Genomic DNA, 24,779 nt, shown 5'->3' with positions numbered 1-24,779 from the left:
TGAATTTTTATGATATACTGAATATAAAGAAAAATAAAAGGAGGAGAGCAATGAAAAGAGCAAGAGTATTTACAAGTCTAATACTCGCCTTGGCTATGCTTATAACAATGATTCCTATGAACCCTACAAATGTGTTTGCTGAAAAAGCAAATCATGTAGTTATAAGCGAAGCATATGGCGGTGGAGGAAACAGCGGCGCAACTTACAAAAACGACTTTATAGAACTGTACAATCCGACATTAACAGATATTGATATATCAGGTTGGCAAATCCAATATGCATCGGCTACTGGCACATTTGGGACTAATAATCTAGTACTTCCAAATGCAGTGATCAAAGCAGGCGGATATTTCTTAATCCAAGCCGCAGCAGGTGCAGGAGGGACTGTTGATTTACCTACTCCAGATGCAACCTGTAATATAGCTATGTCAGGAACAAATTTCAAACTTAAACTTTTAGACAATAATGGGAATGTGGTAGATTTACTGGGAGTTGGCACAGCTAATGAATACGAAACAAAAGCAACTCCTGCTGTAAGTAATACAACGAGCGCTCAGAGAAAAGATAACGACGGCAGTCAAGCTGGCATAACAAATGGCTGGGATACAGATAACAACAGTGAAGACTTCTATATAGAAGCTCCTACACCAAGAAATTCACTATATCAAGGAGACAATGGAGGAGAAGAACCTGTTGAACCTGAAACACCTGAAATCATTCTATTGCCAATTTCCGAGGCTAAAACTAAACCGGCTAATGAAATAGTCACAGTTAAAGGAATCGCGACTTACTCAACTCAAGCTAGGACAATCTTTATGCAGGATGAAACTGCAGGAGTTGCTATTGACAGTGGAGGAAATAGCACTTTTAATCTGCCAAATTTAGTTGGTAAAGAAGTGCAAATCACTGGGAAAATAAGCCTATATGGTGGGATGGTTCAAATTGTACCTCAACAGTCAACTGACATAGTTGTAGTAAATGAATCCCCTGCTATGCCAAATCCTTTAGAACTAACAATACCGGAGATAATTTCTTCAAATAGAGCACACGAAGGCATGTTAGTAAAAATCACATCAGCAAAGCTTACACAAATAGGCGGCTCAGATACAACTAAATTAGCTAATCATAAAGTTGAACAAAATGGAGTAGAAATAACATTAAGATCACATGGCATAAATGACAAAGTCGTAGGAGACTATGTAGATATCCTTGGAGTAATAGGATATTATAATTCACCTCAAATTCAAGCAAACGGGACAGATGTAGTCAAAGCTCTACCTCCAAGCGTAGTGGCTGTTGAAACAAATCCAGCAAACGGATCTTCTATAAAACTTGGGGCTATTGTCACATTGTCGACTCCAACTGAAGGTGCTCATATTGTCTATTCATTAAATGGTGGAGAAGAGGTAGCTACTTCATCAAACACAGCTGAGGCTGTAATTAGAGAATTTGATGCAGAGCATAAAGCAACTATTGTTGCTAAAGCGGTTAAAGGTGAAGAAGAAAGTTTACCAAATACTTTTGTTTATTATCATGCAAAAACAAGTGCTGTCACTGCAAATCCTGTAGGAGCAGTTTCTGATGGAGATATCATCAATCTATCAGCATCTGAAAATGCTGTGATTAAGTATATAATAACTTATAATGTAGGCACAGAAGATGAAACCATCAGTGAAGAATTCACATACACTACACCTATAGTAGTTGATAAGACAGTTTTACCAATGAATATAACTGCATTTGCTATTGAAGAAGACTATCTTGATAGTGACCCAGTTGTATTTAGCTACTATTTAAAATCGAATGCACCATATAGAAATTACTATGGACAACTTCATTCACATACTGCTGAAAACTCAGATGGTTCAGGAACTTTGGCTGATGCTTATGCATATGCTAAAAATGTCGCTAAATTAGATTTCTTTGCAGTGACTGACCATTCGAATTCATTTGATACAGCACCATCAGCGGACAAATATCCAACATACAACTTAGTGGATTACAATTCAAACAATGTAAAATGGCAAAATGGATTGAGAGCAGCAGAAAATGCAAGAGATGAAAACTTCATTAGCATATATGGCTATGAAATGACTTGGTCAGGTGGACCAGGACATATGAATACTTTCAATACCACTGGCTTTGTAAGCAGAAACAATACTGAGCTTAATAACAAGACTAATAATTTAGGACTTCAACAATATTATCAGTTGTTAAAAGACACGCCAAATTCAATATCTCAATTTAATCACCCAGGACCAACTTTTGGAAATTTTGCAGACTTTGCTTATTTAGATCCTGTGATAGATCAAAGGATAAGTTTGATTGAAGTAGGCAATGGAGAAGGTGCAGTAGGAAGTGGCGGATACTTCAGATCATATGACCAGTATATAAAAGCTTTAGATAAAGGTTGGCACTTAGCACCTACAAACAATCAAGACAACCACAAGGGTAAATGGGGAGATGCAAATACTGCCCGTACTGTAATATACACGAATGACCTTTCGGTAGATGGGCTTTACGCAGCATTGAGAGAAATGAGAGTTTGGGCTACTGAAGACAACAATTTGGACGTTGTTTACACTTTAAACGACAATCTATTAGGAACTATTTTAGATGATGTTCCAGAAAGTGCAACTATAAAGGTTTCTGTAAATGATCCAGATGCAAACGACAAGATACAAACGCTTTCAATAATTTCAAATGGAGGAAAAGCCGTAGTAAAAGAATCAGTAGGAGCTAACTCCATTGAATTTGAAACAACTATAGAAGATCCAACTCCAGGATACTATTTTGTACAAGTAGTTCAAGAAGATGGGGATATAGCTGTCACAGCGCCTGTCTGGCTAGGTTCGGCACCTAAACTAGGCATAGATAGCCTTTTCTATGATCAGATGATGCCTGTTACAGATGAAAGCTTGAAAATTACAACAAAATTATTCAACAACGAATCAACTCCAGTCACTCTAAAATCTATAGAGTACCAACTTAAGAATGGCTCTGTAATCTATAGTGGTACACCTAATCAAACAATACCTGCAAGCGGCGGCATGATAACTAATGAGATTACTCATACATTCACGACACCAGGGAAATATACAGTTCTTGTAACAGCAGTTGTAGAGTCAAATGGTGAAGAGATTACATTTACTAAAGACTTGGATATAAATGTTAGAGATAGGGATAAACTGATATATGTAGGGATAGATGCATCGCATGACAACGAGTATGTAGCTGGTAACTATAAAGCGAGCATGGGGAATTTTGCTACACTAGCTGCAAACTATGATATCAGAGTGGTAGAATTAAACACTTCTGAAGAATTGCTTTCAGCATTAAACAATCCTAAATATGAGATGTTCATATTTACAGTTCCAAGCAGAAGAAATGGAACTACTGGGAGAATTCCATGGAAGAGCTACTCAGAAGCTGAGATCCAAGCAGTTGAAAACTTTGCTAAGCAAGGGAAAACTCTAATTTTAACTGGTTGGGGTGACTACTATGAAAACTACACTAATTTAAAAAATGACCCTAGTTTTACTCATGATCAACATATGGCTGCACAACAAAATAAGATCCTAGAAGCTATTGGAGCTAGACTCAGAATAACAGATGATGAAGCAAAAGACAATGTATTAAATGGCGGACAAGCTCAAAGACTTTATCTAACTGACCACAACGGCTATGTAAATCCATTCACTCAAGGATTAGATCCATCTCAAGTCTTTAGTCAATATGGAGGTTCAACTATACATGCAGTTGATGAGAACGGATTGCCTACTTCTGTATTGCCAAACAGTGTATCGCCAATCATAAGCGGACATGAAACAACTTTTTCATCAGATGATGACAAAGATAGGAATCCGCTTCCACCGAAATACAACGATAGATTGCTTTTGATGGCTAGTGAAGAAGTAACTTATGAAAATGGAAATACTGCAACAATAATTGCAGCAGGAGGAGCATTTATGTCAAACTTTGAAGTACAAGTTGAAGTCGAAAATGCAGGTACCCTACCATATAGCAATTACAATATAGTCGAAAATATATTAGTCTCATTAAAAGATGTAAATAAGATATCAGAGGTTCATTCATTGCCAATAGGGACACAGGTTATGGTTGAAGGTATAGTAACTACAGATGTATACAATGGCACTGATGACAACAAAGGATTCTTTGATTGTATTTACATTCAAGATGAAACAGGAGGAATAAATGTATTCCCAGTATCATCTGGCGTAGAAGTAGGACAAAAGGTGAGAGTGCTTGGGAATATAGACCAATATCAAGGAGAAAAAGAGATCCAGGTACAAAAACTGACTGTCATAGATAGCACAAAAAATCCAGTTGAGCCTTTAGTAGTTTCACCTCAAGAGGCGATAGCAAGTGAAAATATTGGTAGGCTAGTTAAATTTACTGGGACTGTTCAAGAAATAAAGACTGATGCAAATGGCGTAGTTGGGCAATTGACAGTTGACGGTGTCATAGTCTATATAAATGGATATATTACCAAAAGTGTTTCATTATCCCATATAAAAGTTGGAGATAGAGTAGAGGTAACTGGTATATCATCCATTGGAGAGAATATGTCATCCGAAACAGAATTTTTACCTCGTATTAGAGTTAGAGACAGAAGCGAGATCGTAGTATTAGAAAACAGTGTTCCTGTTGTTCCACAAGTACCTGTGGATACTACTAGCAATGCTATAGCTCCAAATATTAATATCGTTGGAGAAAATTTAAATGCAAAAGTTTCTGCATCTAGCTTAGAATCGGCTTTAAAATATGCAAAAGAAAATAAAGAAAACAGCAATGGAAAAGTTGTAATAGATATAGATATTGACAACTATCCACAAGTTAATAATATTACATTCAATATTCCTAGACAATCACTACAACTACTATCTAAAGAAGCTGACATGCTAGTTATTAATACTGGTTTAGCAAAAATTCAATTCAATCGAGTTGCTTTATCAGAAATTAGCAATAATGGACTCGAAGACGCAGACATTAATATTACAATAGCTAAAAGACCTAATGATATTCAAGGAACAATAGGAGAATATATTTATGATTTCTCAATTAAATCAGGTGATGCGGTTATTGACAATTTCGATAAGGGAACAGCAAGGGTAACCATTCCTTATGAGAATAACGATGATAATGCGCTGTTAGTCGTTTATCGAGTATCGCAAGATGATTCACTAATAATAGTACCTTTTAGCCAATATATTGACAATGAAGGTATGAGATTTATGACTAATCATTTTTCGGAGTATTTAATTGGACATAAAAAAGTTGATTTTGAAGATGTCAAATCTAATTCTTGGTACTATGAACCTGTTAATTTTGTAGCTTCCAGAGATATATTCAAGGGGATTGATGAAAAAAAATTCGACCCAAACGGCACACTTACTAGAGCTATGTTTGTAACGGCATTGGCAAGATTAGATGGCGCTGAATTAGAAGGATACTCAAATATTAAATTTAAGGATGTAAATGAAAATTCATGGTATGAGAATGCAGTTGAATGGGCAGTATTTAACGGCATAGTAAAAGGGTACGACGAAACAACTTTTGGGCCAAACGATGAAATTACTAGAGAACAAATGGCGGTAATACTAGATAGGTATCTAAACTATAAGAATATAGAGATTGAGAGAAAGCAATCTGATAATTTCTTGGATTCCAATCAAATAAGCGCTTGGGCCAAAGACTCTGTAATGAAAATTCATGAATATGAATTGGTACAGGGTGTTGGTGGAAATAGATTTGATCCACAAGGTAAAGCTAATAGAGCTTCTGCATCGACAATATTTATGAATCTAATAATTAAATCATTAGCTCAATAATAGAAAAACCACAGTGAACGAATTGTTCACTGTGGTTTTTTAAAATGGCTGAATCGTTTCTATCATTTGAGAGGGCTTTACTAAGTTGCCTGAAGTATCTCTTATATAAATCGGATTGTCAATAACTCTTATGGAGTATTTAGACTGTATTGGCTTTGATTTTAGAGTGATTACTAAAGTTTGCTTGTCGGTAGATTTAATTGATGTAGTGTAATCATCTGTGCTCAATACTTTACTATCACTTAATCTAATTACTTGTAGATCCCTTCTGTATAAGCTAGCACCTTCCTCTTCTAAAGGTTCGCTAAATGTGATTTCTAGATTATTCCCTACAATCATCACTTGGGTACTCTTCAAAATAGGGCTTACTTCATCTACTACATTAAATAGCCCTGGGTCTACGCTTGTACCAATTGATGTCTTGATCTTGTTAGTATTTGGAATAACCGTTGTATTTGGCTGAATGTAGGTTGTGCTGTCAGCAAGTACAATCTGTACCACATTTGTTCCGTCAACTATTACTCTTGAAATAGTGTGGCCTGCAACTACGAAATCTGTTATGTCAGCTTTTACTATAGGCATATTGAATTTTACTTTTATCAAATTTGGCTCTGCCAATACTGCTTGTTTCCCGGCTATATTTGGATAATAATCGACCACTTTGCCATTTCCTGTTGCGGTGCCTTCAAATTTCAAACTCAATACCAAAGGATCTGTGAAATTGCCAGAAGTATCTTTTAAGCCTCTGATTTCAAGATTAGTAAGGTTATCACTAGCTCCTATCATAACTTTTTTGCCGTACATATAGTCTGGCAATACAATAGTTAGTGTTTTTAGGTCTGGACTTAAGTTGAATTGAGTGCCTTGTACTAGATAGACTTCTGTCCCGCCTATCTTTGCGATGTAGTTGTACAGATAGCTTGTAGTCTTTTCGTCCATAGGTTTTGAAAATTCCATGATGATTGTATTCCCGTACCCTGAATAATTTAATAGTCTTGGGCTTTCAAAATCCTTAACAGTAAGTGTAGTTGTGAAAGGCTCTATCTTTAACCCATTCATGTCTTTTATTTCCGATACAGTAAGTTTTACATTGCCTTTTGGCAGTGTGCTGTAAAAGTTTATAGTGTACTCTCTGCCACTTCCAACAACATCTTTTATCAGTATTAAACTGCTATTTTTATCAACTACGCTATAGCTACTTGGAATATTTCCGACTACTGTCTTGTTGAATATCACTTTTATAAATTTACCGGTATCGCCTACTACTGCAGAGACAACTTCAGGCTTTCTTGAGTCAACTGTCGGAGTTACTTTTATTAAAGCCTGAGATATTTTATTATCAGAATAATCTCCGATGCCTTCTATAAAGATGCTAGTTTCTTTATTAGGAATTGAATTTTCGTTAAATACTGCTATGACTTTTTTACCATCTACTGTGATTGAATCTGGGTACTTCCTATACACACCATCTTGCTTCCAGTATATGCTTTCTCTAGATACAGTCATTGAATTAATTAGTTCGTTAAACTCTATTGTCAATTGATCTAGAGAGGCTGTAGATTTGACAATTTTAGGGGGAAGTGTATCTTTTACAACAGTAAATGATCTTGTGTCAATGTTCATCTTGTTTCCTGCGAAATCTTCCAAACCTTGAGTCAACAGAGTGTATGTCCCAGGGGCTAATGTAGTTGATGTAGAATACCTTAGCTCTATCGATTTATATGAAAGTATTGGGTTTGATAAAGATGTAGTTGCATTTATGTTGAAGTTACTCATTGAAGGAACTGTTTTTATCGGTTCTGAGAAATTAATTCTTATCCCGGTTGTTCCTAAAACATCAATCCCAGTAACCCTAGGAGGGGTATTGTCTGTCGCTGTGAATGCTTTATCTTTAAACTCTACAACTTCATTTGTAGTAGATCTGATATTTTTTGCAGTCAATGTATATTCTTTGTTGTTTTCCATCGTCCCATTTAAGACGAGGACGATAGTTTTATCTCCATTCTCATAGTAGACTCTATTTATCGCACCAGCATTTGTTTCATAGTTGTATACGAAACTTGAAAGATTTGTATCAACTGGCTTGTTTAAATTTATCTTTATTTCTTTTAAATTGTCTGCAAATACACTTGATAGGTCGAACTTTATATTTGTGATTGAAAAAGTTTTCATCTTAGCAGATTGAGTTCCGCTAAAGATTATATAGCTGTACTCGCCTATGCTCAAATCGTCTTTGGTATAGTCAAAGGAGCCATCTGAATTTAAAGGAATATTTAAGGTTTGTATGCCATTATTTGATTTCAAGTATAACTTCAACTCATTAACACCTTTTACAGATCCCTTTAAATTTAAAGAATCATTTAAAACTGTTGCGTTGTAGCTAATATCAAGTGGAATTAAATTCAGCACTGCCATAAGGGAAATAGTGCTCCCCTTCACAGGCAGTGCTAGTGCATTGTAGATCATGGCAGAAGCTTCTCCGCGGGTTAATGTTTGTGATGCAGAGAAGTTTAAACCTTTCATAATACCAAGATTTTGTGCAATTGTTGGCACATTCGACCAATTTTTTGCTTCCTCGTTATAACCCAATGCTCTTAAAAGAACGGTTTGAAATTGTTGAACTGTAACTGTCTGACCAAAGCCAAACTGAGTACTAGACATACCAACTATAAGCCCTTCGTTTTTAGCCCAAAGTATGTAAGGTATGTAGTATGACTGTTTTGAACCTAGGTCTTTGAATACATTAACTCCATTGTAATTTTTAGCAACGTCTTCTTTTCCATAAAGTCTTGAAATTAAGACCACCATTTGCTCGCGAGTAAGTTTACCATCTAGATTTAAATTGCCTTTTTCATCTCCGAGCAGTACACCAAGCTTATTGAGAAATTCACCTTGTTCTGTGTAAGGATTTTCTGCAGATACTATTGAGCCTGTACCCATCAGTAGTATCAAAGCTAGCATAAATGACATTATGCGCTTCATAAAATCACTCTCCTTTGTTTTATACTGTAATTATACACCAAAATGGATAGTTTTAATATTACATTTAAGTTAATTTGAGTATTGTGAATGGTTAGTGTATATTGATGCTTTATTTCGTTTTTGTTACAGTTTCCATAATCTGATTAAATTAAATTTTAAGGTGATATAATATAAGTGAAGATAATATAAAAAGGGGTGTAAACAATGAAAAAATTGTTTAAACTGACAGCTTTAAGTTTAGCATTAGCAATGACATTGAGCACAGGATTAGCTTTTGCTGACAGTCAAAATAGCAAATCAAAAGGAAAAGAAGAAGTTAAAATTGTTAAAAAAGTTTCTATTAATGATGAGATAATAAATAGCTTAAAAAACAAAGTTAAAGTAGAAAATTTAGAGTTAAAAGAGACTAAGGCTAAAAATTTGATCCAAATCTCAGGCAACATAAAAGTCGACGGTATGGATTTATCACAATTCAAAGGGAATACCAAGATAAAAATAAAATTAAACAACGTTGTAGTGAATCTAGACAAAGATGGCAAATTCAGCCAGCTTATGAACAAAAACAATCTAGACAAACTTGTACTTGGAGTATATGTAGGCAAAGTTAAGCTTTATGAACAAAACATCGATACAAAGACATTGCCAACTATGACTTTAGAGAAAGCTTTACAAACAGCTAGAGAAAAAGTAGCTAAAATTCCTGCATTGGAAAATCTAAAATTGACTGATAAACAAACAGTAATAGAAGCAAGAGATGCACTAAATGATCTGAGACGTATACTTGGGATGGGTGCAGCAACAAATGTGGAATATCAAACTATGTTAGCTAAAGTAAATCAAGCATTAGAAAGAATAAGATTTTTAGAATCAACAACTTTGAGATGGATAGAAGAACCAAAGCTAATAAAATCAAACAATGCCGTTTTAGCAGGGAAGCTTCATGTACCTGATAATATTAACAATTTGGTTGTAAAAGTAAATGGCGAGATTATACCGACTATCTATGGGGCTTTCAGATACAATGTAAACACAAATGTAGCTAATTTAGTTGTAACAGTTGAAGTAAACGGCGTGATAAACAATGAACTGACTAGGGTAGTAGCAAACGACGCAAATGCAACTAGCGTTCAAAATGTGATGAATTTAATAAATGCATTGCCAGCAAAAGAGAATGTCAAATTATCTGATAGAGATGATATTTTAAATGCGAGAGCAAACTATGAAAAACTTTCACAAGAGAATAAAGCTCTAGTAACTAACCTAGCTAAGCTAATAGAAGCAGAATTAAAACTTAGAGAATTGGAAATGGCACAATTATCTTGGACATTTAAGCCAACGGCATTTTCAGATGGACAATACATTGGTAAATTGAATTTAAATAACATTGACAACTCAAGAGTAAAGGTAAGATTGGGAACAGCTCCAAATGACGATATAGCAGTATTAAATAATGGATTTGTCTTACTGACAAAGACTGGAACTGAGATAGTTGCTGTTCATGTGTATTTAGACAATGTGATTGTACCAAATCTCAGCATCACTATAAATTAACATTTCTTATGAAAGATATCCTGAGCAGAAGAGCTTGATAGCAATTTTGCTTAGGATTTTTTTATTCAAAAAAAGTAGATTTTGAGCAATATTGCATTAATTTTTGTGTATTTAATGTTTCTCTTGGGTATATAAAAAGAGCAGTGATAATATAAAAAGGGGGATTTTTATGAGTATCAAAAACAAGAAGTTTCTTAGCGTTGTACTTTCATTTGCTATGGTTCTAAGCTTTCTAATAGTACCAACAAATGTCACTCATGCTGCAAGCAATGAAACCTTGACTATTGTCCATGTAAACGATATGCATGGTAGAGTTGCTGAAAATGAAGGCAGCAAAGAACTAGGGTTTGCAAAACTTGCAAGCGTTGTCAACGGCTTGCGAGAAGATGATCCAAACTTATTATTTTTAAATGCTGGAGATACTTTCCACGGAACAATTGATGTTAATTTAACTCAAGGTGAAGAGATAGTAAAGATCATGAACAAAATGGGATTCGATGCGATGACTCCTGGTAATCATGATTTCAACTACGGGTATAGCAGATTATTAGAGCTAAAGAAAATAGCAGAGTTTCCAATACTAGGGGCAAATATCATCAAAGAATCAGACAAAACTTCAGATTTCGAGCCATATGTAATAAAAGAGATGGAAAATGGCTTGAAAGTAGGGATATTTGGACTTACGACAGATGAAACAAAATACAAATCCCACCCATCTAATACTACAGGAATAGAGTTTGCTGATGTAGTCGCTACTGGTGATAAATATGTAAAAGAACTCAAAGCAAAAGGTGCAGATGTCATCATTGCATTAGTACACTTAGGGATAGATGAATCAAGTGTTAACACAGCAAAAAAATTGGCTGAAAAAGTTCAAGGCATAGACTTAATAGTTGACGGTCATAGCCATCACATGCTTGAAGAAGGAATGACTGTAAACAATACTTTAATAGTTCAAGCTGGATCATATACTCAAGATGTAGGATTTGTTAAATTGGAACTTGAAGATGGAAAGATAGTAAAGAAAACAGCAGAAGTAATGACTTATGAAGATTTAAAAGAAACTCAGCCTGATGCAGAAATAGCTAAGATGGTTGAAGAGTTAGTTGCTAAGAATGAACCTTTAAAGAACACTGTAGTTGGCAAAACTGAAGTTAAACTAGAAGGTACAAGAGAACTTGTTAGAACAGGTGAAACTAATTTAGGGAATCTAATTACAGATGCTATGAGAAAATCTACCGGTGCGGATTTTGCCCTCACAAATGGTGGAGGAATTAGAGCATCCATAGATGAAGGAGAAATAACATTAGGCGAAATTTTGACAGCATTCCCATTTACTAATACTCTAGCAGTTATAAAAGTTACTGGCGAAGAAGTATTAAAAGCATTGGAGCATGGTGTTGACGCTTATCCTGAACCAGCAGGTCATTTCCCACATGTAAGTGGCTTAAATTACACTTTTGACCCTTCAAAACCAGTAGGTCAAAGAATTGTTTCGGTTACGATAAATGGTAAGCCAATTGAAAAGACTAAAACTTACACCATGGTAACTAATGATTTCGTTGCAGCTGGTGGAGATGGATATACAATGTTTGCTAACAAGCCATTTGTCGGCGAAGGCGGATTATTATCAGACGTATTAGCTGAGTATGTTGCATCTACAGAAATGTTAGGGCCTCAAGTTGAAGGAAGAATTAAAGTAGTTAAGGCGCCCACAACACCAACTGAACCTACAACGCCAACTGTACCTACAAAAGACATTAAACATATTGTGCAAAAAGGAGAAGTACTTTATAGAATTGGGTTAAAGTACAAAGTTCCATGGCAAGAGTTAGCTCAATACAATAAATTAAAGAATCCTAACTTGATTTTCCCTGGACAAATCATATTAATCCCAACTAAATAGTATATTATAGGCAGCCCATATGGGCTGCCTAATAGATGTAAACTAAGGAGGCAAATATGGTAAGACATTTTGATGATTTTGAAGTAGAGGTTGTGCAAAATTTAAAAGATGGCAAAGGTTATGTAACTATCATTAGATTGTTTGAAGAAAAGGACTTTTTAGGCAAGGGGAAACTATATGGCAAGGCGATCATTAAACCGGGCAATTCTATTGGATATCATCAGCATATAGGAGAGCAGGAGGCATACTACATATTAGATGGTCATGCTATGTACAATGACAACGGAGAAGAAGTTTTCCTAGAGCCCGGAGATTTGACAATATGTAAGCCTGGTGAATTTCATTCAATAGAAGCGATAGGAGATGAGGATTTAGAATTTATAATGCTCATATTGTACGAATAAAAAAGCTCCCAATTAATTGGGGGCTTTATCTATTTTGTCATTGTTGCGGTCCCATTTAATATTTCTCCTGATCTATGGCAAGCGACAAAATGCTCTGGCCTAACTTCTTTGAATTCAGGAGTTGTTTTTTTGCATTCATCAATTGCATAGAAGCATCTATCTGCAAATCTGCAGCCTGGACCTGGATCAATTGGTGAAGGTACATCTCCTTCAAGTATTATCCTTTTTCTAGATCTTTGAATTTCAGGATCAGGAATAGGAATAGCAGATAATAGTGCTTGCGTATATGGGTGAATTGGGTGATCGTATAATTCTTCTGACTTAGCAAGTTCCATCATCATACCTAAATACATTACGCCAACTCTATCTGATATATACCTTACCATTGATAAATCGTGTGCAATAAATAGGTAAGTTAACCCTAATTGATTTTGTAAATTTTTAAGTAGATTTACTACTTGAGCTTGAATTGATACATCTAGCGCTGAAATAGGCTCATCGCATACAATAAATTTAGGATTTAATGCTAATGATCTAGCAACTCCAATTCTTTGCCTTTGTCCACCTGAAAATTCATGAGGGAATCTTAAAGCATGTTCTTCATTTAAACCTACTAATTGCAATAGCTCATAGACTCTTTCTCTTCTTTGCTTTTCTGACTTATAAATACCGTGAATTTCAAGCGGTTCTGCAATTATTTCCTCGACTGTCATACGAGGATTAAGCGATGCATACGGGTCTTGGAATATCATTTGTATATTTCTTCTTACAGGTTTCATACTATGCCTTGGGAGTTTATATATATCTTGACCTTCAAAATACAATTCTCCACCAGTTGGCTCATATAGCCTTATTATAGTTCTACCTGCAGTAGTTTTACCGCAGCCTGACTCACCAACTAGGCCTAAAGTTTCGCCTTTGTATATGTCGAAACTTATCCCATCTACTGCTTTTAGTGTTCCGCCGCTTACATTGAAGTATTTCTTTATATTTCTTGCGGATAAGATTGGTTCTGCCATTATATAACACTCCCTTCACGTCGTACATCAACAGCTAATGGGTGATTTAGCCAACATCTGCTGTAATGTTCTTCATTGTGGTATTCTGGGTTTGGCATATAGTCTTTGCATACTTTCATAGCGTAATCACATCTATCAAAGAACGCACACCCTTTAGGCGGAATGTACAAATCTGGTGGAGTGCCTTCAATATAGTGTAAGCTTTCATCACGTTTCATATTCAATCTAGGAACACTTGCCAACAATTTTATAGTGTAAGGATGCATTGGATTTTTAAATATGTCATTTACACTACCTTGTTCAACTATTTGACCAGCATACATGACTATTACTTTGTCGCTCATATCTGCAACAACACCTAAGTCGTGTGTAATTAATATAATAGACATGTTTAGCTTATCTTGTAGTTCTTTCATTAAATCCAAAATTTGTGCCTGTACAGTAACATCTAGAGCTGTGGTTGGCTCATCGGCAATTAAAAGTTCTGGATTTGCTACCATTGCTAGAGCGATCATTACTCTCTGTCTCATACCGCCAGAAAATTCATGAGGATATTGATTAACTCTTTTTTCGGGCTGTGGGACTGCAACAAGTTTCAACATTTCAATTGCTTTCTTATGGGCTTCATTTTTTGATAATTTTTGGTGTTTTATAAGCCCTTCAACGATTTGCTTTCCGATTTTCATTGTTGGGTTCAAGGAAGTCATAGGATCTTGAAAGACCATTGAAATCTTGCTTCCTCTTATGTCTTGCATCTCTTTTTCAGTTTTAGTTACTATATCTTCGCCTTTGAAAAGGATTTGTCCGCCTTTATAAAATGCTGGGGGCATAGGCAACAGCTGCATAATTGAACTTGCGGTAACGCTCTTGCCGCAACCTGATTCGCCTACTATTGCTACTGTTTCTTTTTTCCCAACAGTGAAACTTATATCTCTAACAGCCTCAACTTCACCAAAGAAGGTCTTAAAGGAGACTTGTAAGTTTTTAACTTCTAGTATATTTTCCATTTTTTCCCTCCTATTTCCTTAGCCTTGGATCTAATGCATCTCTAAGTCCATCTCCCAAAACATTGAAAGAGAACATTATTAAAGATATCAAAAGTGCAGGGAATATGATCTGATAGGTAAGTCCTACTGCCATTCCTGCTAAACCATCATTTGCCAAGGTTCCAAGACTTGATTTAGGAGCTTGTAGGCCTAAACCTAAGAAACCTAAAGTTGCCTCTGCAAATATGGCTCTTGGAATAGTTAATGTTACATTTACGAGTATTGGTCCAAGAGTGTTAGGAATTATGTGTTTTCTCAAGATCCACCCTTGATCAGCACCTAAAGACTCTGAAGCTAGAGAGTATTCAGCTTCTCTTAATTGGAGAACTTGTCCTCTTACTAAGATCGCCATGGGTACCCAGTCGGTTATTGTCATAGCTAGAATTATGACGAACAACGAGGTACCAGAACCTTGGCTCGAGAAAACGACTGACATCAAAATTACTACCAAGAGATATGGTATACTGTATATTACTTCTGCGATACGCATCATGATTGAGTCGACTCTTCTTGAAGAAACACCTGCAATACCACCATACAATATACCTACTGTAAAGTCTATTGCTGCTGCTAGAACTCCAATTAAAAGAGAATATCTAGCGCCATACCATGTTCTTGTAAAAAGATCTCTACCTAATTCGTCTGTTCCAAACCAAAATTGAGAATTTGGCTTCATATTAATATTTGAGTAATCTTGTTCATAGTATGTGTAGCCACTTATCATTGGGCCTATAATAGCCATTACTGTGATCAATATAATCAAAGTCAAACCTACCATGGCTAATTTATTTTGCTTTAATCTTCTCCATACATCAGGCCAGTATTTTATGCTAGGACGCCTGATTTTTTCAGCATTTTGTTGCTCTTCTGAAGCTCTTTCAAACATCTCTTTAGTTAGTTCAGTCATTAATGTCCCTCCTCAGTAAGTCTAATTCTTGGGTCAACGAGCATATATGTTATGTCTACTAATAATAACATTACGACAAGTATAAGTGCATAAAACACTGTAGTTCCCATAATAAGGGTATAATCTCTGTTTCCGATTGATTTAACAAAGAACATTCCTAATCCAGGGATACCGAATATTTTTTCTATAACAAAGCTTCCTACCAATAGATTGGAAATCGTGATACCTAAAATTGAAACAACAGGAAGTATTGCATTTCTTACAGCGTGCTTCATTATAACAGCAAATTTTGTAAGGCCTTTAGACTTTGCAGTCTTGATGTAGTCTTGATTTAATACTTCAAGCATGCTGGAACGCATAAGTCTTGCCATTGTAGCTAGAGGCATAAGCCCTAAGGCGAATGACGGCAGAATGGTGTGCCTAAATTCTCCCCATCCTCCAATTGGCAGGAAACCTATATTTCTGGCCACGAATTGTATGAGAAACGTACCCATTACAAAACTCGGCACAGATATACCTATAATAGCTACAATCATCGATATGTAGTCTGGAATTTTATTTTGATATAGAGCTGCCATAGATCCAAGCGCAGGTCCAAATATCAAAGCAAACACTAGTGCTTGGGCACCTAATCTAGCTGAAACAGGGAAGCCTCTTTCAATCATGTCATTTACAGTTTCAACTCGAGATTTCATACTGTCTCCAAAATCTCCTCTAACTAGATTTCCAAGATAAATTAAATACTGTTGATATAGTGGTTTATCAAGTCCATATTTCTTCTGAAGATTTTCATATACAACCGGTGGCATTTTCCCCTCTTTTGCAAAAGGATTACCTGGTATAGCATGCATCAGAAAGAATGTTATTGTTACGATAGCCCATAATGTTATGATTGACATAACAAATCTTTTGAGCAAGTATTTTTTCATGGTTTAGCTCCTTTCATATATTTTAATAAGAGAAAACCAGAGAGATTAACTCCCGATTTTCTCTTAAAAAATATAATATTTCTGACAAATTATTTATTTATATCAGCGTATGTGATTGTAGGGTAATTGATAGGAATTTTGTATACTCCAGTAACATATGGTTTTACAGCATATGGTTGAGTGTAGAAATATACAGGAACAATTGGAACATCTTCCATCAATATAGCTTCTGCTTTTCTCATAGCGTCGAATCTAACTTTTTGATCAGCTGTGCCCTTTGCGATGTCGATTAATTTATCATATTCTGGATTGCTGTAGTTAGCATCGTTGAAAGGTCCATCTGTATACCATAGATCCAACATTGTCATTGGGTCGCTATAATCTCCAATCCATCCAGCTCTTGATATATCATAATCTCCAGCTTTTTCTCTATCTAGTTTTACTTGGAATTCAACATTTTCCAATCCTAATTCAAGCCCTAGATTTGTTCTCCACATTTCTTGAGCAGCTTGAGCTATCTTCTTGTGAGCTTCTGAAGTGTTATATAGCAGAACAAATTTTTGTGCGTTGAAATCTTCAACAGTCATGCCTTCTTCAGCTAGGCCTTCAGCAAGCAATGTCTTTGCTTTTTCAAGGTCATAACCTATAAAGTCACCGGTAGTTTTTCTGTAGTCTTCTCCATTTTCATCCAATAGTCCTGGAGGTACAACTCCTGTTGCTGGAATTTGTCCACCTTGAGCTATCTTATCAACGATAGTTTGTCTGTCGAGAGCATATACCAATGCTTGTCTTACTTTCTTGTTGTTGAAAGGTTTTTTCTCGTTGTTTAAGTTGTAGTAGTAAGTTCCAACTTCTGGCCCTATTTGAAGTTCTGGGTTGTTTTCAGCTTTAAGCTGAGCTACAACTGCTTGTGGAAGAGGTAGCAATATGTCATACTCTCCACCTTCATATTTTTGCCATGCTGTATTTTCATCTTCAATTATATCAAAATCAATACCGTCTAATTTTATACTGTCTTTGTCGTAGTAGTTTTCGTTTTTAGCTAATGTGATTTTTGCATTATGTTCCCATGTTTTTAATGTGAATGGTCCATTTGAAACATAAGTTGATGGGTCTTTTGCCCAATCTGGATTAGCTTCTGCTACTGCTTTATTTACTGGGTAGTATGTGTAGAATGCACATAGGTCTAGGAAATATGCAGTAGGTGACTCAAGAGTTACTTCAAGAGTCTTGTCGTCAAGAGCCTTTACAGCTACATCATCTACTGTACCTTCTCCGGAGTTGTATGCTTCTGCTCCTTTGATGTAGTACAACTGATATGCATAGTCTGCTGCCAATTCAGGATCAAGAGCTCTTTTCCATGCAAATTCGAAATCTTGTGCAGTTACAGGATCGCCGTTTGACCATTTAATGTCATCTCTAAGAGTGAATGTGTAAGTCAAATTGTCCTCTGACAAAGTGTATTCTTTTGCCATTCCCGGTATAATTTGTCCTGTTGAATCGTGCTTCATGAGACCTTCGAACAGATTGTTAAGTATCCATGATTCATGGGTACCTTGTGCAAGTGCTGGGTCTAATGAACCGGGTTCACTTGAGTTGTTTGTACGAAGTATTTTTTCACCTGTTTGCTCTTCGCCTGTTGTAGGTTCTTCTGGTTCGGTTGTTGGAGTTTCCTCCTTTGGACTACAAGCTGATACGAACACAGAAACAACTAAAAGCAAACTTAGTAAAATCAATAGTTTTTTGCTCTTCATAAGTTTTCCCCCTTTATTTAAATTGCTCTACGACAACTTTAGTTTAACATTATTTTAATATTTTGACAAGAGATAATATAGCCCATAATTTTGCCAATTTCTTATCAATAAAAATATTGAGATAATTTAAAAAAATCGCAATATCATTAAACTGTAATGTTAATAATTTGCGATAATGCTATAACATATGAAACTAATATACATAAATGCAGAAATAAAAAATAATACTATCAAAATATGAAAAATTCAGTATTATCACATAATTATTCACAAAATGTTCTAATTCTGCTATAATATACGAAAACATTTAGGTGGGGAGATTATGGTAGATATAAAAACTATGGCGCTTGAATTGAAGAAAGCACAAAGAGACCTTGAAATGTCTAGCTTGGAGGAGAGAAATGAAGCATTATTAAAAGTTTCGGATAAGTTATGGGATAAAAGGCAGGAAATTTTAAATATGAATGAGTTGGATGTATTGAATGCAAATAGCAAAGGGATGAAAAAAGGGCTAATTGATAGACTTTATTTAGACGAAGAAAGACTAGCTGGCATAGTCGACAATATTCATTCGATAGTTAAACTTGACGATCCTATTTGGAATTCAGATAAAGTCTGGACTAGGCCAAATGGAATGACAATTGCGAGAATGAGTGTTCCTATAGGAGTAATTGGAATAATATATGAATCAAGGCCAAATGTTACGGTAGATGCATTTAGTCTGGCAATAAAATCTGGAAATTCAATTCTATTAAAGGGGAGCTCATCCTCATTAAATACCAATATTGCTATCATAAAAGCTATTAAAGAGGGGCTTAGAAGCTCAAATATATCAGAGAATGTAGTTTTCTTCATAGAGGACGAAAGAAGAGAAGTAGCTGATGAGATGATGAATTTAACAGGGGAATTAGATCTTTTAATTCCTAGGGGAGGGAAAGATTTAATCAACTATGTAGTTGAAAACTCAAAAGTTCCCACTTTAAAAACAGGAGAAGGGAATTGCCACATATTTGTTGATGAATCTGCTGACTTTAAAATGGCAATCGATATAATTAAGAATGCAAAACTTCAAAGAGTAGGGGTTTGCAACGCGTGTGAAACTGTTCTGATTCACAAAGATATAAAAGACATTTTTTTGCCATTACTATATGAAGAGATTCACGATAAAGTAGAACTAAGAGGGTGCGAGAAAACTAAAGAAATAATTGATGTGTATCCAGCGGATGAAAGCGACTGGTATGAGGAATACTTGGATTATATACTGGCGGTGAAAGTTGTAGATGATTTAAATGATGCAATAGATCATATAAATAAATATGGGACCAAGCATTCTGAGGCAATAATTACTAATGACTTAAAGAACGCATGTATTTTCGAAAAAAGGGTCGATTCTTCTTGCGTTTATGTAAATGCCTCTACTCGATTCTCTGATGGCACAGAATTCGGTTTTGGATCGGAAATGGGGATAAGTACTCAAAAGCTCCACGCTAGAGGGCCGGTAGGACTTGAGCAATTGGTAACATATAAATATGTTGTTATTGGCAATGGTCAGATAAGAAAGTAGGTGTAAAATGGATAGAGAAGCTTTACAATCTGCAAAAAAGATAGTCATTAAGATAGGATCTAGCACACTGACTGATGAGTCGGGAAAGATCGACAAAGAATTTATTAAAGAACTCTCAAATGAAATCAAAGAAATTGTAGACAGCGGAAAGAAAGTGGTAATTGTTTCTTCTGGAGCGAGGATTGCAGGGGTATCTACAATCGGCAAATGGTCTAGGAAAGAAGATATTCATTATAAGCAAGCACTGTGTGCAATCGGGCAAGTAGAACTCATGGATTCATATAGGAAAATATTCTGGGAGAAAAATTTACATGTAGCTCAAATACTCTTGACGAAAGACGATTTTGAATCTAAGAGCCGAACATTGAATATTAGAAACACGCTGTTTACATTGATTGACGAGGGTGTAATACCCATAATCAACGAAAATGATACTGTGAGTGTCGATGAGATTAAAATAGGTGATAACGACATGCTTGCAGCATATTCAAGCGTGCTGTGGGGAGCTGATTTGCTTATTTTGATGAGCGATATAGAAGGCATATACGATAAGAACCCAAAAGATTACGACGATGCAGAAATCATTCATGAGATAAACGATGTGGAGAGCATCAAAAAAGATATAGATATTGGTGAAAAAAGTTCTTTTGGCACAGGCGGAGTAAGCACAAAACTAAAGGCTGCTGAATATGTGAATAAATTTAAAATACCTTTGGTTGTAGTAAATGGCAAAACTGAAGGCATTGTTCTAAGGATTTTAAAAGGAGAAACAGTAGGCACTTTGATCTATGGAGGAGATAAATAGTTATTGACATCGAACACATGTTCTGATATATTCATCTCATAATCTATCGTGAGAATGAATGTTGAGGAGGTGGAACGATGCGAAATGATGATGGGATTTATAGCGATAAGCTTTTAGCGTTAATTCCTTGCTATGACGAAAAAATAGGAAATGCTACAAAGCTTGTTTATGAAGATAGAGAAGTCCTGTTAGGAAAAACCATAAAAACTGTGATAAAAAATTTATGCATGCATTATCAATTCGACTTAAAAGCATCAAACAACTATTATCGTCAGATATTGACCAGCAAAGCGGCTATTCCTGTCGCAATATCTACAAGTCTTATTTATATACAGCTAAAGGTGAGAGAACCTATTGGCAAAGACGATGGAGCCATGGGGTATTTTAAATTGAATTGTGTGGAGAAAATATATACAACTGGAGGAGATACATATATTCGGTTAAAAAATACGGCCGAGTTTAGACTTTTATGTAATTTAAATACTGGTTTAAAACAACTTAAGAACGGAGAATTGGTTGAAAAATTACATAAAGAAGTTGAAAAAGACAAAGTAAAGGAGGCACTTATTTACTATCAAAATGAGGATTCTCCAGCTATGAAGTCTGACATAGCGAGGCTTTTTATGAAAATTGACGACATTTTAGAAAAAATTAAGTAGACTTTAAAAAAGTAGAGTTCTTTATATTCGAACTCTACTTTTTATTTTTTTGCAGATCTATATTAAGCTTATCTCACCTAGGAATAAAAAAAGAGCGCTCTTTGAATGGAGCAAATGATGGAGGAGATTGAAAGGTTATATGAAGATTCAATTAGAGGAGATGATAATGCTAAATATGAATTAGTAGAGAGATTTTACCCATTGATCATTTCTTCAATAAAGAAATACTATAATAGTTATTTTGAATTTGAAGATTTAGTAGAAGACGGCAAAGTTATAGTTTTAGAATGCATAAGAGATTTTGACAAAGGAAAAAATGTGCACTTTAGCGGATTTGTAAAAACAAGGCTAAAGTTTTTCTATTTGAATAAGCTTAATTCAAAAAAAGAGATGCTGTCATTGAATCAGAAAAATGAGGAGGATACTGAATTGATAGATTTATTGGAAAGCGAAGTGAATTTGGAAGAAGAAGTGATAAACAGAGATTTTTCTAATCAAATACAAGAACTATTTAAAAGTCTTTCATTAAAAGAAAGGGAGACAATAATTGAGTTTTACTATCTTGGACTGGACATTAATGAAATAAGTAAATTGCATAATATAAGCTATAGGACTGTGCTCGAGCTAAAGAGGAGAGCACACAAGAAATTAAAAGAAAAAATGGAGGTATTTTATGATAGAAAAAATGTTGATTAAAAATAATTTTGGATCTAGAAAGGGCGTAAAAATAAGCTATATAGTCATACATGATACTGGAAACACAAATAAAACCGCAAATGCGATAAACCATTTCAAGTACTTTAACAAGCCAAATATCAATGCATCAAGTCATTATGTGATTGACGAAGATCACGTAATTCAGTTGGTGGAAGATAAAAATTCAAGTTATCATTGTGGCGACGGCAAGGGGAGATTTGGGATAACAAATAGCAACTCAATCGGCATTGAACTATGCGTAAACGAAGGGAATGACTGGTATAAGACCAAAGAAAAAGCAATACTCTTAATAAGAACATTGCTTTATCAATACAATCTAGAAAAGAAAAATGTGGTTAGGCACTTTGATGCGTCTCTAAAAATTTGCCCTAAGAGTATGAGTGGATTTGGCTGGAGAGAGTGGGTTTATTTCTTCGATTCAATATAGATTAATTGCCATTTACTAAAGCCATTCCCTTATTGATTAAATTATTCTTTTTCGTTGATTTGACGCTCTCGTAGTATTTAGCTATTTCATCTTTTAGAGAAAGATCTATGGAGTTTTCCTTTAGTTCTTTCTCTAATTCTTTTAAAAGGGAATAGAATTTTGCATCAGACTCTTTTTCTATTTTGTAGCCTTTATCCAAATAAAATCTTGCCAATTGATATTTTGTGTAATTGCCTGAATTGTAATCTGACAATGCATCTGAAATCAATTTATCAAGGGATGAGTTGAATTCATCCTCTAAAGCTTTAAATTTTGGATTATAAATATTTATGATTTCATCAAAAGATTTATTATTTGGTGTAGTGATTGTTTGAGGATTTTTATTTTGCACATTATTTTTTCCTATGCTGCCATTACTTTGTGTATCGCTGGGCTCTATATTGTTTGCATCGGTATTTTGTGTTGAATTTGATTCTACTTCTATGTATTTATCGAGTGGATTTATCGGTGTTTCTTCACTATCGTTTTTAGGAGAGGTTAATTTAGATGTAGCAATAGAACTTAAGAACTTTATCTCATTTCTAAAGTACAACAAAGGCAATGCCAATATAGCTAATATGATGATAAATATGTACCTTTTTTTCATTCACACACCCTCTTTCAAGAAGAGCATACTATATAATAGCTTTTTAATCAATATAAAAAGGCAGCCTTGGCTGCCTTTTTTATTTAACCTTATTCTTTTTTGGTTTTTTAGGATCGTTTATAGTTATTCCAGTAAATCCATAGAAGATTGCAACTAGTGGGTTAATCAAGTTTAAGAATGCATATGGAAGATATGCAAGAGGACTTACTAATAGAACACTATACATATACGCTCCGCATGTGTTCCAAGGGACAAGAGGCGATGTAAGCGTACCGGCATCTTCAAGTGTTCTAGACAATAGTCTTGGTTCAAGACCCATCTCGTCATAAGCATCTTTGTACATTCTACCAGGTATAACTATTGACAGATATTGATCTGCTGCTAGTATGTTTATTGCTATTGAAGAGAGTATTGTAGCCAAAACAAGTGATCCAGTAGAATTTGCAACAGAAAGTATCTTCTGAGCTAATGCGCCCAACATTCCGCTCTTTTCCATAATTCCTCCAAATGTCATGGCCAAGAGTATCAAAGATATGGTCCACATCATGGAATCTAGACCGCCTCTGTTTAGCAATTCATTGATTATTTGAGTGTCGCTTTCAATTGAAAAGCCATAGTGTATAGTATCTACGATTTGACCTAAACTAGATTTTTGGAATATTGCTGCAAATAATGCACCTAAACCAGTTCCTGCTAACAAACCTGGTAGAGCAGGGGCTTTAAATGCAACCATTAATATTACTACTAATGGTGGTATCAACAAAACAGGTGATATATAGAAGTTTGCTGATAAACCATTTAATATTAAATCTATGTTTGAAGTATCTAATGTTTGACCTGCATATCTAGATCCTATTATAGCGTACAGTATTAAAGCGATAATTAAACTAGGTACAGTTGTGTAAAGCATGTATCTAATATGTTCGAATAAAGTTGATCCGGCCATAGCAGGTGCTAAATTGGTAGTATCGGAAAGAGGAGATATTTTATCTCCGAAATATGCACCTGAAACAATTGCTCCTGCAACTATTTCAACTGGGATCCCTAATCCTCTACCTACTCCAATAAGAGCCACACCTACAGTACCTGCAGTGGTCCATGAACTACCAGTTGCTAGTGAAACTACGCAACATATCAATGTTGTAGCTACAAGGAAGATTCCTGGAGAAAGTATTTTAAGACCATAATAAATCATTGCTGGAACTGTACCGCTTAATATCCAAGAACCTACTACAGTACCAATTACCATTAAAATAAGTATTGCTTGCATAGACATTTGAATTGTCTCTATGGCACCTTTCTCAATTTCTGCCCAAGAGAAGTTCAACATAAGAACAGACACCAACGAAGCTACTACAATTGCTACTAGTAGTGGTATGTGAGGGTCTGCGCCGAGTACTATTATTCCGTAAGAAAGGCAAATAATAAGAACGACTATAGGAATAAGAGCATGAAAAATTGTAGCCTGTTTCTTTTCCTTCATAAATAAACACCTCCAATTATTGAGTTGCTATAAGCAACTATTTATATTAGCTTACAACATAAATAAAAATATTTCAATATATTCTAAAAATTAAAGTAATTGAAACATAAAAGAATATCAGAGGCAAT

At 35.2% G+C, this 24,779-nt stretch carries 17 protein-coding genes; 9 read left to right on the top strand and 8 right to left on the bottom strand.

Annotated features, from left to right (window positions below):
- Positions 1-50 precede the first annotated feature (50 nt).
- A complete protein-coding gene (locus BO51_RS01660; RefSeq protein ID WP_496483337.1) occupies positions 51-5,852 on the top strand; it encodes an S-layer homology domain-containing protein in 5,802 nt (1,933 codons plus the stop codon).
- Between the two features lie 39 nt (positions 5,853-5,891).
- Here BO51_RS01660 and BO51_RS01655 read toward each other — a convergent pair whose 3' ends face one another.
- Positions 5,892-8,834, bottom strand: coding sequence for an Ig-like domain-containing domain (locus tag BO51_RS01655; protein ID WP_496483335.1), 2,943 nt, complete (start codon positions 8,832-8,834; stop codon positions 5,892-5,894).
- A gap of 204 nt (positions 8,835-9,038) precedes the next feature.
- Between BO51_RS01655 and BO51_RS01650 the strand changes: the two genes are divergently transcribed.
- The 3 genes from BO51_RS01650 (at position 9,039) to BO51_RS01640 (ending at position 12,695) form a co-directional block, all read left to right on the top strand.
- Complete coding sequence (locus BO51_RS01650; RefSeq protein WP_496483333.1) at positions 9,039-10,385, top strand: hypothetical protein; 1,347 nt, start codon at positions 9,039-9,041, stop codon at positions 10,383-10,385.
- Between the two features lie 169 nt (positions 10,386-10,554).
- Positions 10,555-12,291, top strand: coding sequence for a 5'-nucleotidase C-terminal domain-containing protein (locus tag BO51_RS01645; protein WP_496483331.1), 1,737 nt, complete (start codon positions 10,555-10,557; stop codon positions 12,289-12,291).
- A 56-nt stretch (positions 12,292-12,347) separates the two neighbouring features.
- Entirely contained in the window at positions 12,348-12,695 is a 348-nt protein-coding gene (locus BO51_RS01640) for a cupin domain-containing protein (protein ID WP_496483330.1), read from the top strand.
- A 29-nt stretch (positions 12,696-12,724) separates the two neighbouring features.
- On the opposite strand, the gene BO51_RS01635 is transcribed toward BO51_RS01640, so the two are convergent.
- The 5 genes from BO51_RS01635 to BO51_RS01615 form a co-directional block, all read right to left on the bottom strand.
- Positions 12,725-13,714: an ABC transporter ATP-binding protein gene (locus BO51_RS01635; protein ID WP_496483328.1), complete on the bottom strand. Its 990-nt coding sequence runs from the start codon at positions 13,712-13,714 to the stop codon at positions 12,725-12,727.
- Positions 13,714-14,721, bottom strand: a complete 1,008-nt coding sequence (locus BO51_RS01630; protein WP_496483327.1) for an ABC transporter ATP-binding protein — start codon at positions 14,719-14,721, stop codon at positions 13,714-13,716. The genes BO51_RS01635 and BO51_RS01630 overlap by 1 nt, the downstream gene beginning before the upstream one ends.
- A 10-nt stretch (positions 14,722-14,731) precedes the next feature.
- On the bottom strand, positions 14,732-15,667 hold the full coding sequence (locus BO51_RS01625) for an ABC transporter permease (RefSeq protein ID WP_496483326.1): 936 nt from the start codon (positions 15,665-15,667) through the stop codon (positions 14,732-14,734).
- Complete coding sequence (locus BO51_RS01620; protein ID WP_496483324.1) at positions 15,667-16,596, bottom strand: ABC transporter permease; 930 nt, start codon at positions 16,594-16,596, stop codon at positions 15,667-15,669. Before BO51_RS01620 ends, BO51_RS01625 begins: the two co-directional genes overlap by 1 nt.
- A gap of 89 nt (positions 16,597-16,685) precedes the next feature.
- The gene (locus BO51_RS01615; RefSeq protein WP_496483323.1) at positions 16,686-18,350 is read right to left on the bottom strand and encodes a peptide ABC transporter substrate-binding protein; all 1,665 of its coding nucleotides are present in this window, start codon (positions 18,348-18,350) and stop codon (positions 16,686-16,688) included.
- Positions 18,351-18,672: 322 nt separating this feature from the next.
- Between BO51_RS01615 and BO51_RS01610 the strand changes: the two genes are divergently transcribed.
- The 5 genes from BO51_RS01610 to BO51_RS01590 all read left to right on the top strand — a co-directional run bounded on the left by BO51_RS01610 (position 18,673) and on the right by BO51_RS01590 (position 22,522).
- On the top strand, positions 18,673-19,914 hold the full coding sequence (locus BO51_RS01610; protein ID WP_496483321.1) for a glutamate-5-semialdehyde dehydrogenase: 1,242 nt from the start codon (positions 18,673-18,675) through the stop codon (positions 19,912-19,914).
- 7 nt (positions 19,915-19,921) lie between these two features.
- Positions 19,922-20,719, top strand: a complete 798-nt coding sequence (gene proB / locus BO51_RS01605) for a glutamate 5-kinase (protein WP_496483319.1) — start codon at positions 19,922-19,924, stop codon at positions 20,717-20,719.
- Between the two features lie 77 nt (positions 20,720-20,796).
- Positions 20,797-21,378, top strand: a complete 582-nt coding sequence (locus tag BO51_RS01600; RefSeq protein ID WP_496483317.1) for a hypothetical protein — start codon at positions 20,797-20,799, stop codon at positions 21,376-21,378.
- A 117-nt stretch (positions 21,379-21,495) separates the two neighbouring features.
- Positions 21,496-22,074, top strand: a complete 579-nt coding sequence (locus BO51_RS01595; protein ID WP_496483315.1) for a sigma-70 family RNA polymerase sigma factor — start codon at positions 21,496-21,498, stop codon at positions 22,072-22,074.
- The gene (locus BO51_RS01590; protein ID WP_496483313.1) at positions 22,052-22,522 is read left to right on the top strand and encodes a peptidoglycan recognition protein family protein; all 471 of its coding nucleotides are present in this window, start codon (positions 22,052-22,054) and stop codon (positions 22,520-22,522) included. Before BO51_RS01595 ends, BO51_RS01590 begins: the two co-directional genes overlap by 23 nt.
- Position 22,523: 1 nt before the next feature.
- On the opposite strand, the gene BO51_RS01585 is transcribed toward BO51_RS01590, so the two are convergent.
- Both BO51_RS01585 and nhaC read right to left on the bottom strand, forming a co-directional pair.
- Positions 22,524-23,168 (bottom strand): hypothetical protein, encoded by a 645-nt coding sequence (locus tag BO51_RS01585; protein ID WP_496483311.1) that lies wholly within the window; start codon positions 23,166-23,168, stop codon positions 22,524-22,526.
- 79 nt (positions 23,169-23,247) lie between these two features.
- On the bottom strand, positions 23,248-24,651 hold the full coding sequence (gene nhaC / locus BO51_RS01580; RefSeq protein WP_496483309.1) for a Na+/H+ antiporter NhaC: 1,404 nt from the start codon (positions 24,649-24,651) through the stop codon (positions 23,248-23,250).
- Between the last annotated feature and the right edge of the window lie 128 nt (positions 24,652-24,779).

The sequence above is a fragment of the Soehngenia saccharolytica DSM 12858 genome, assembly GCF_059568515.1.
The sequence above is the reverse complement of the archived record's forward strand: the minus strand, read 5'-3'. Positions and strand labels throughout refer to the sequence as shown.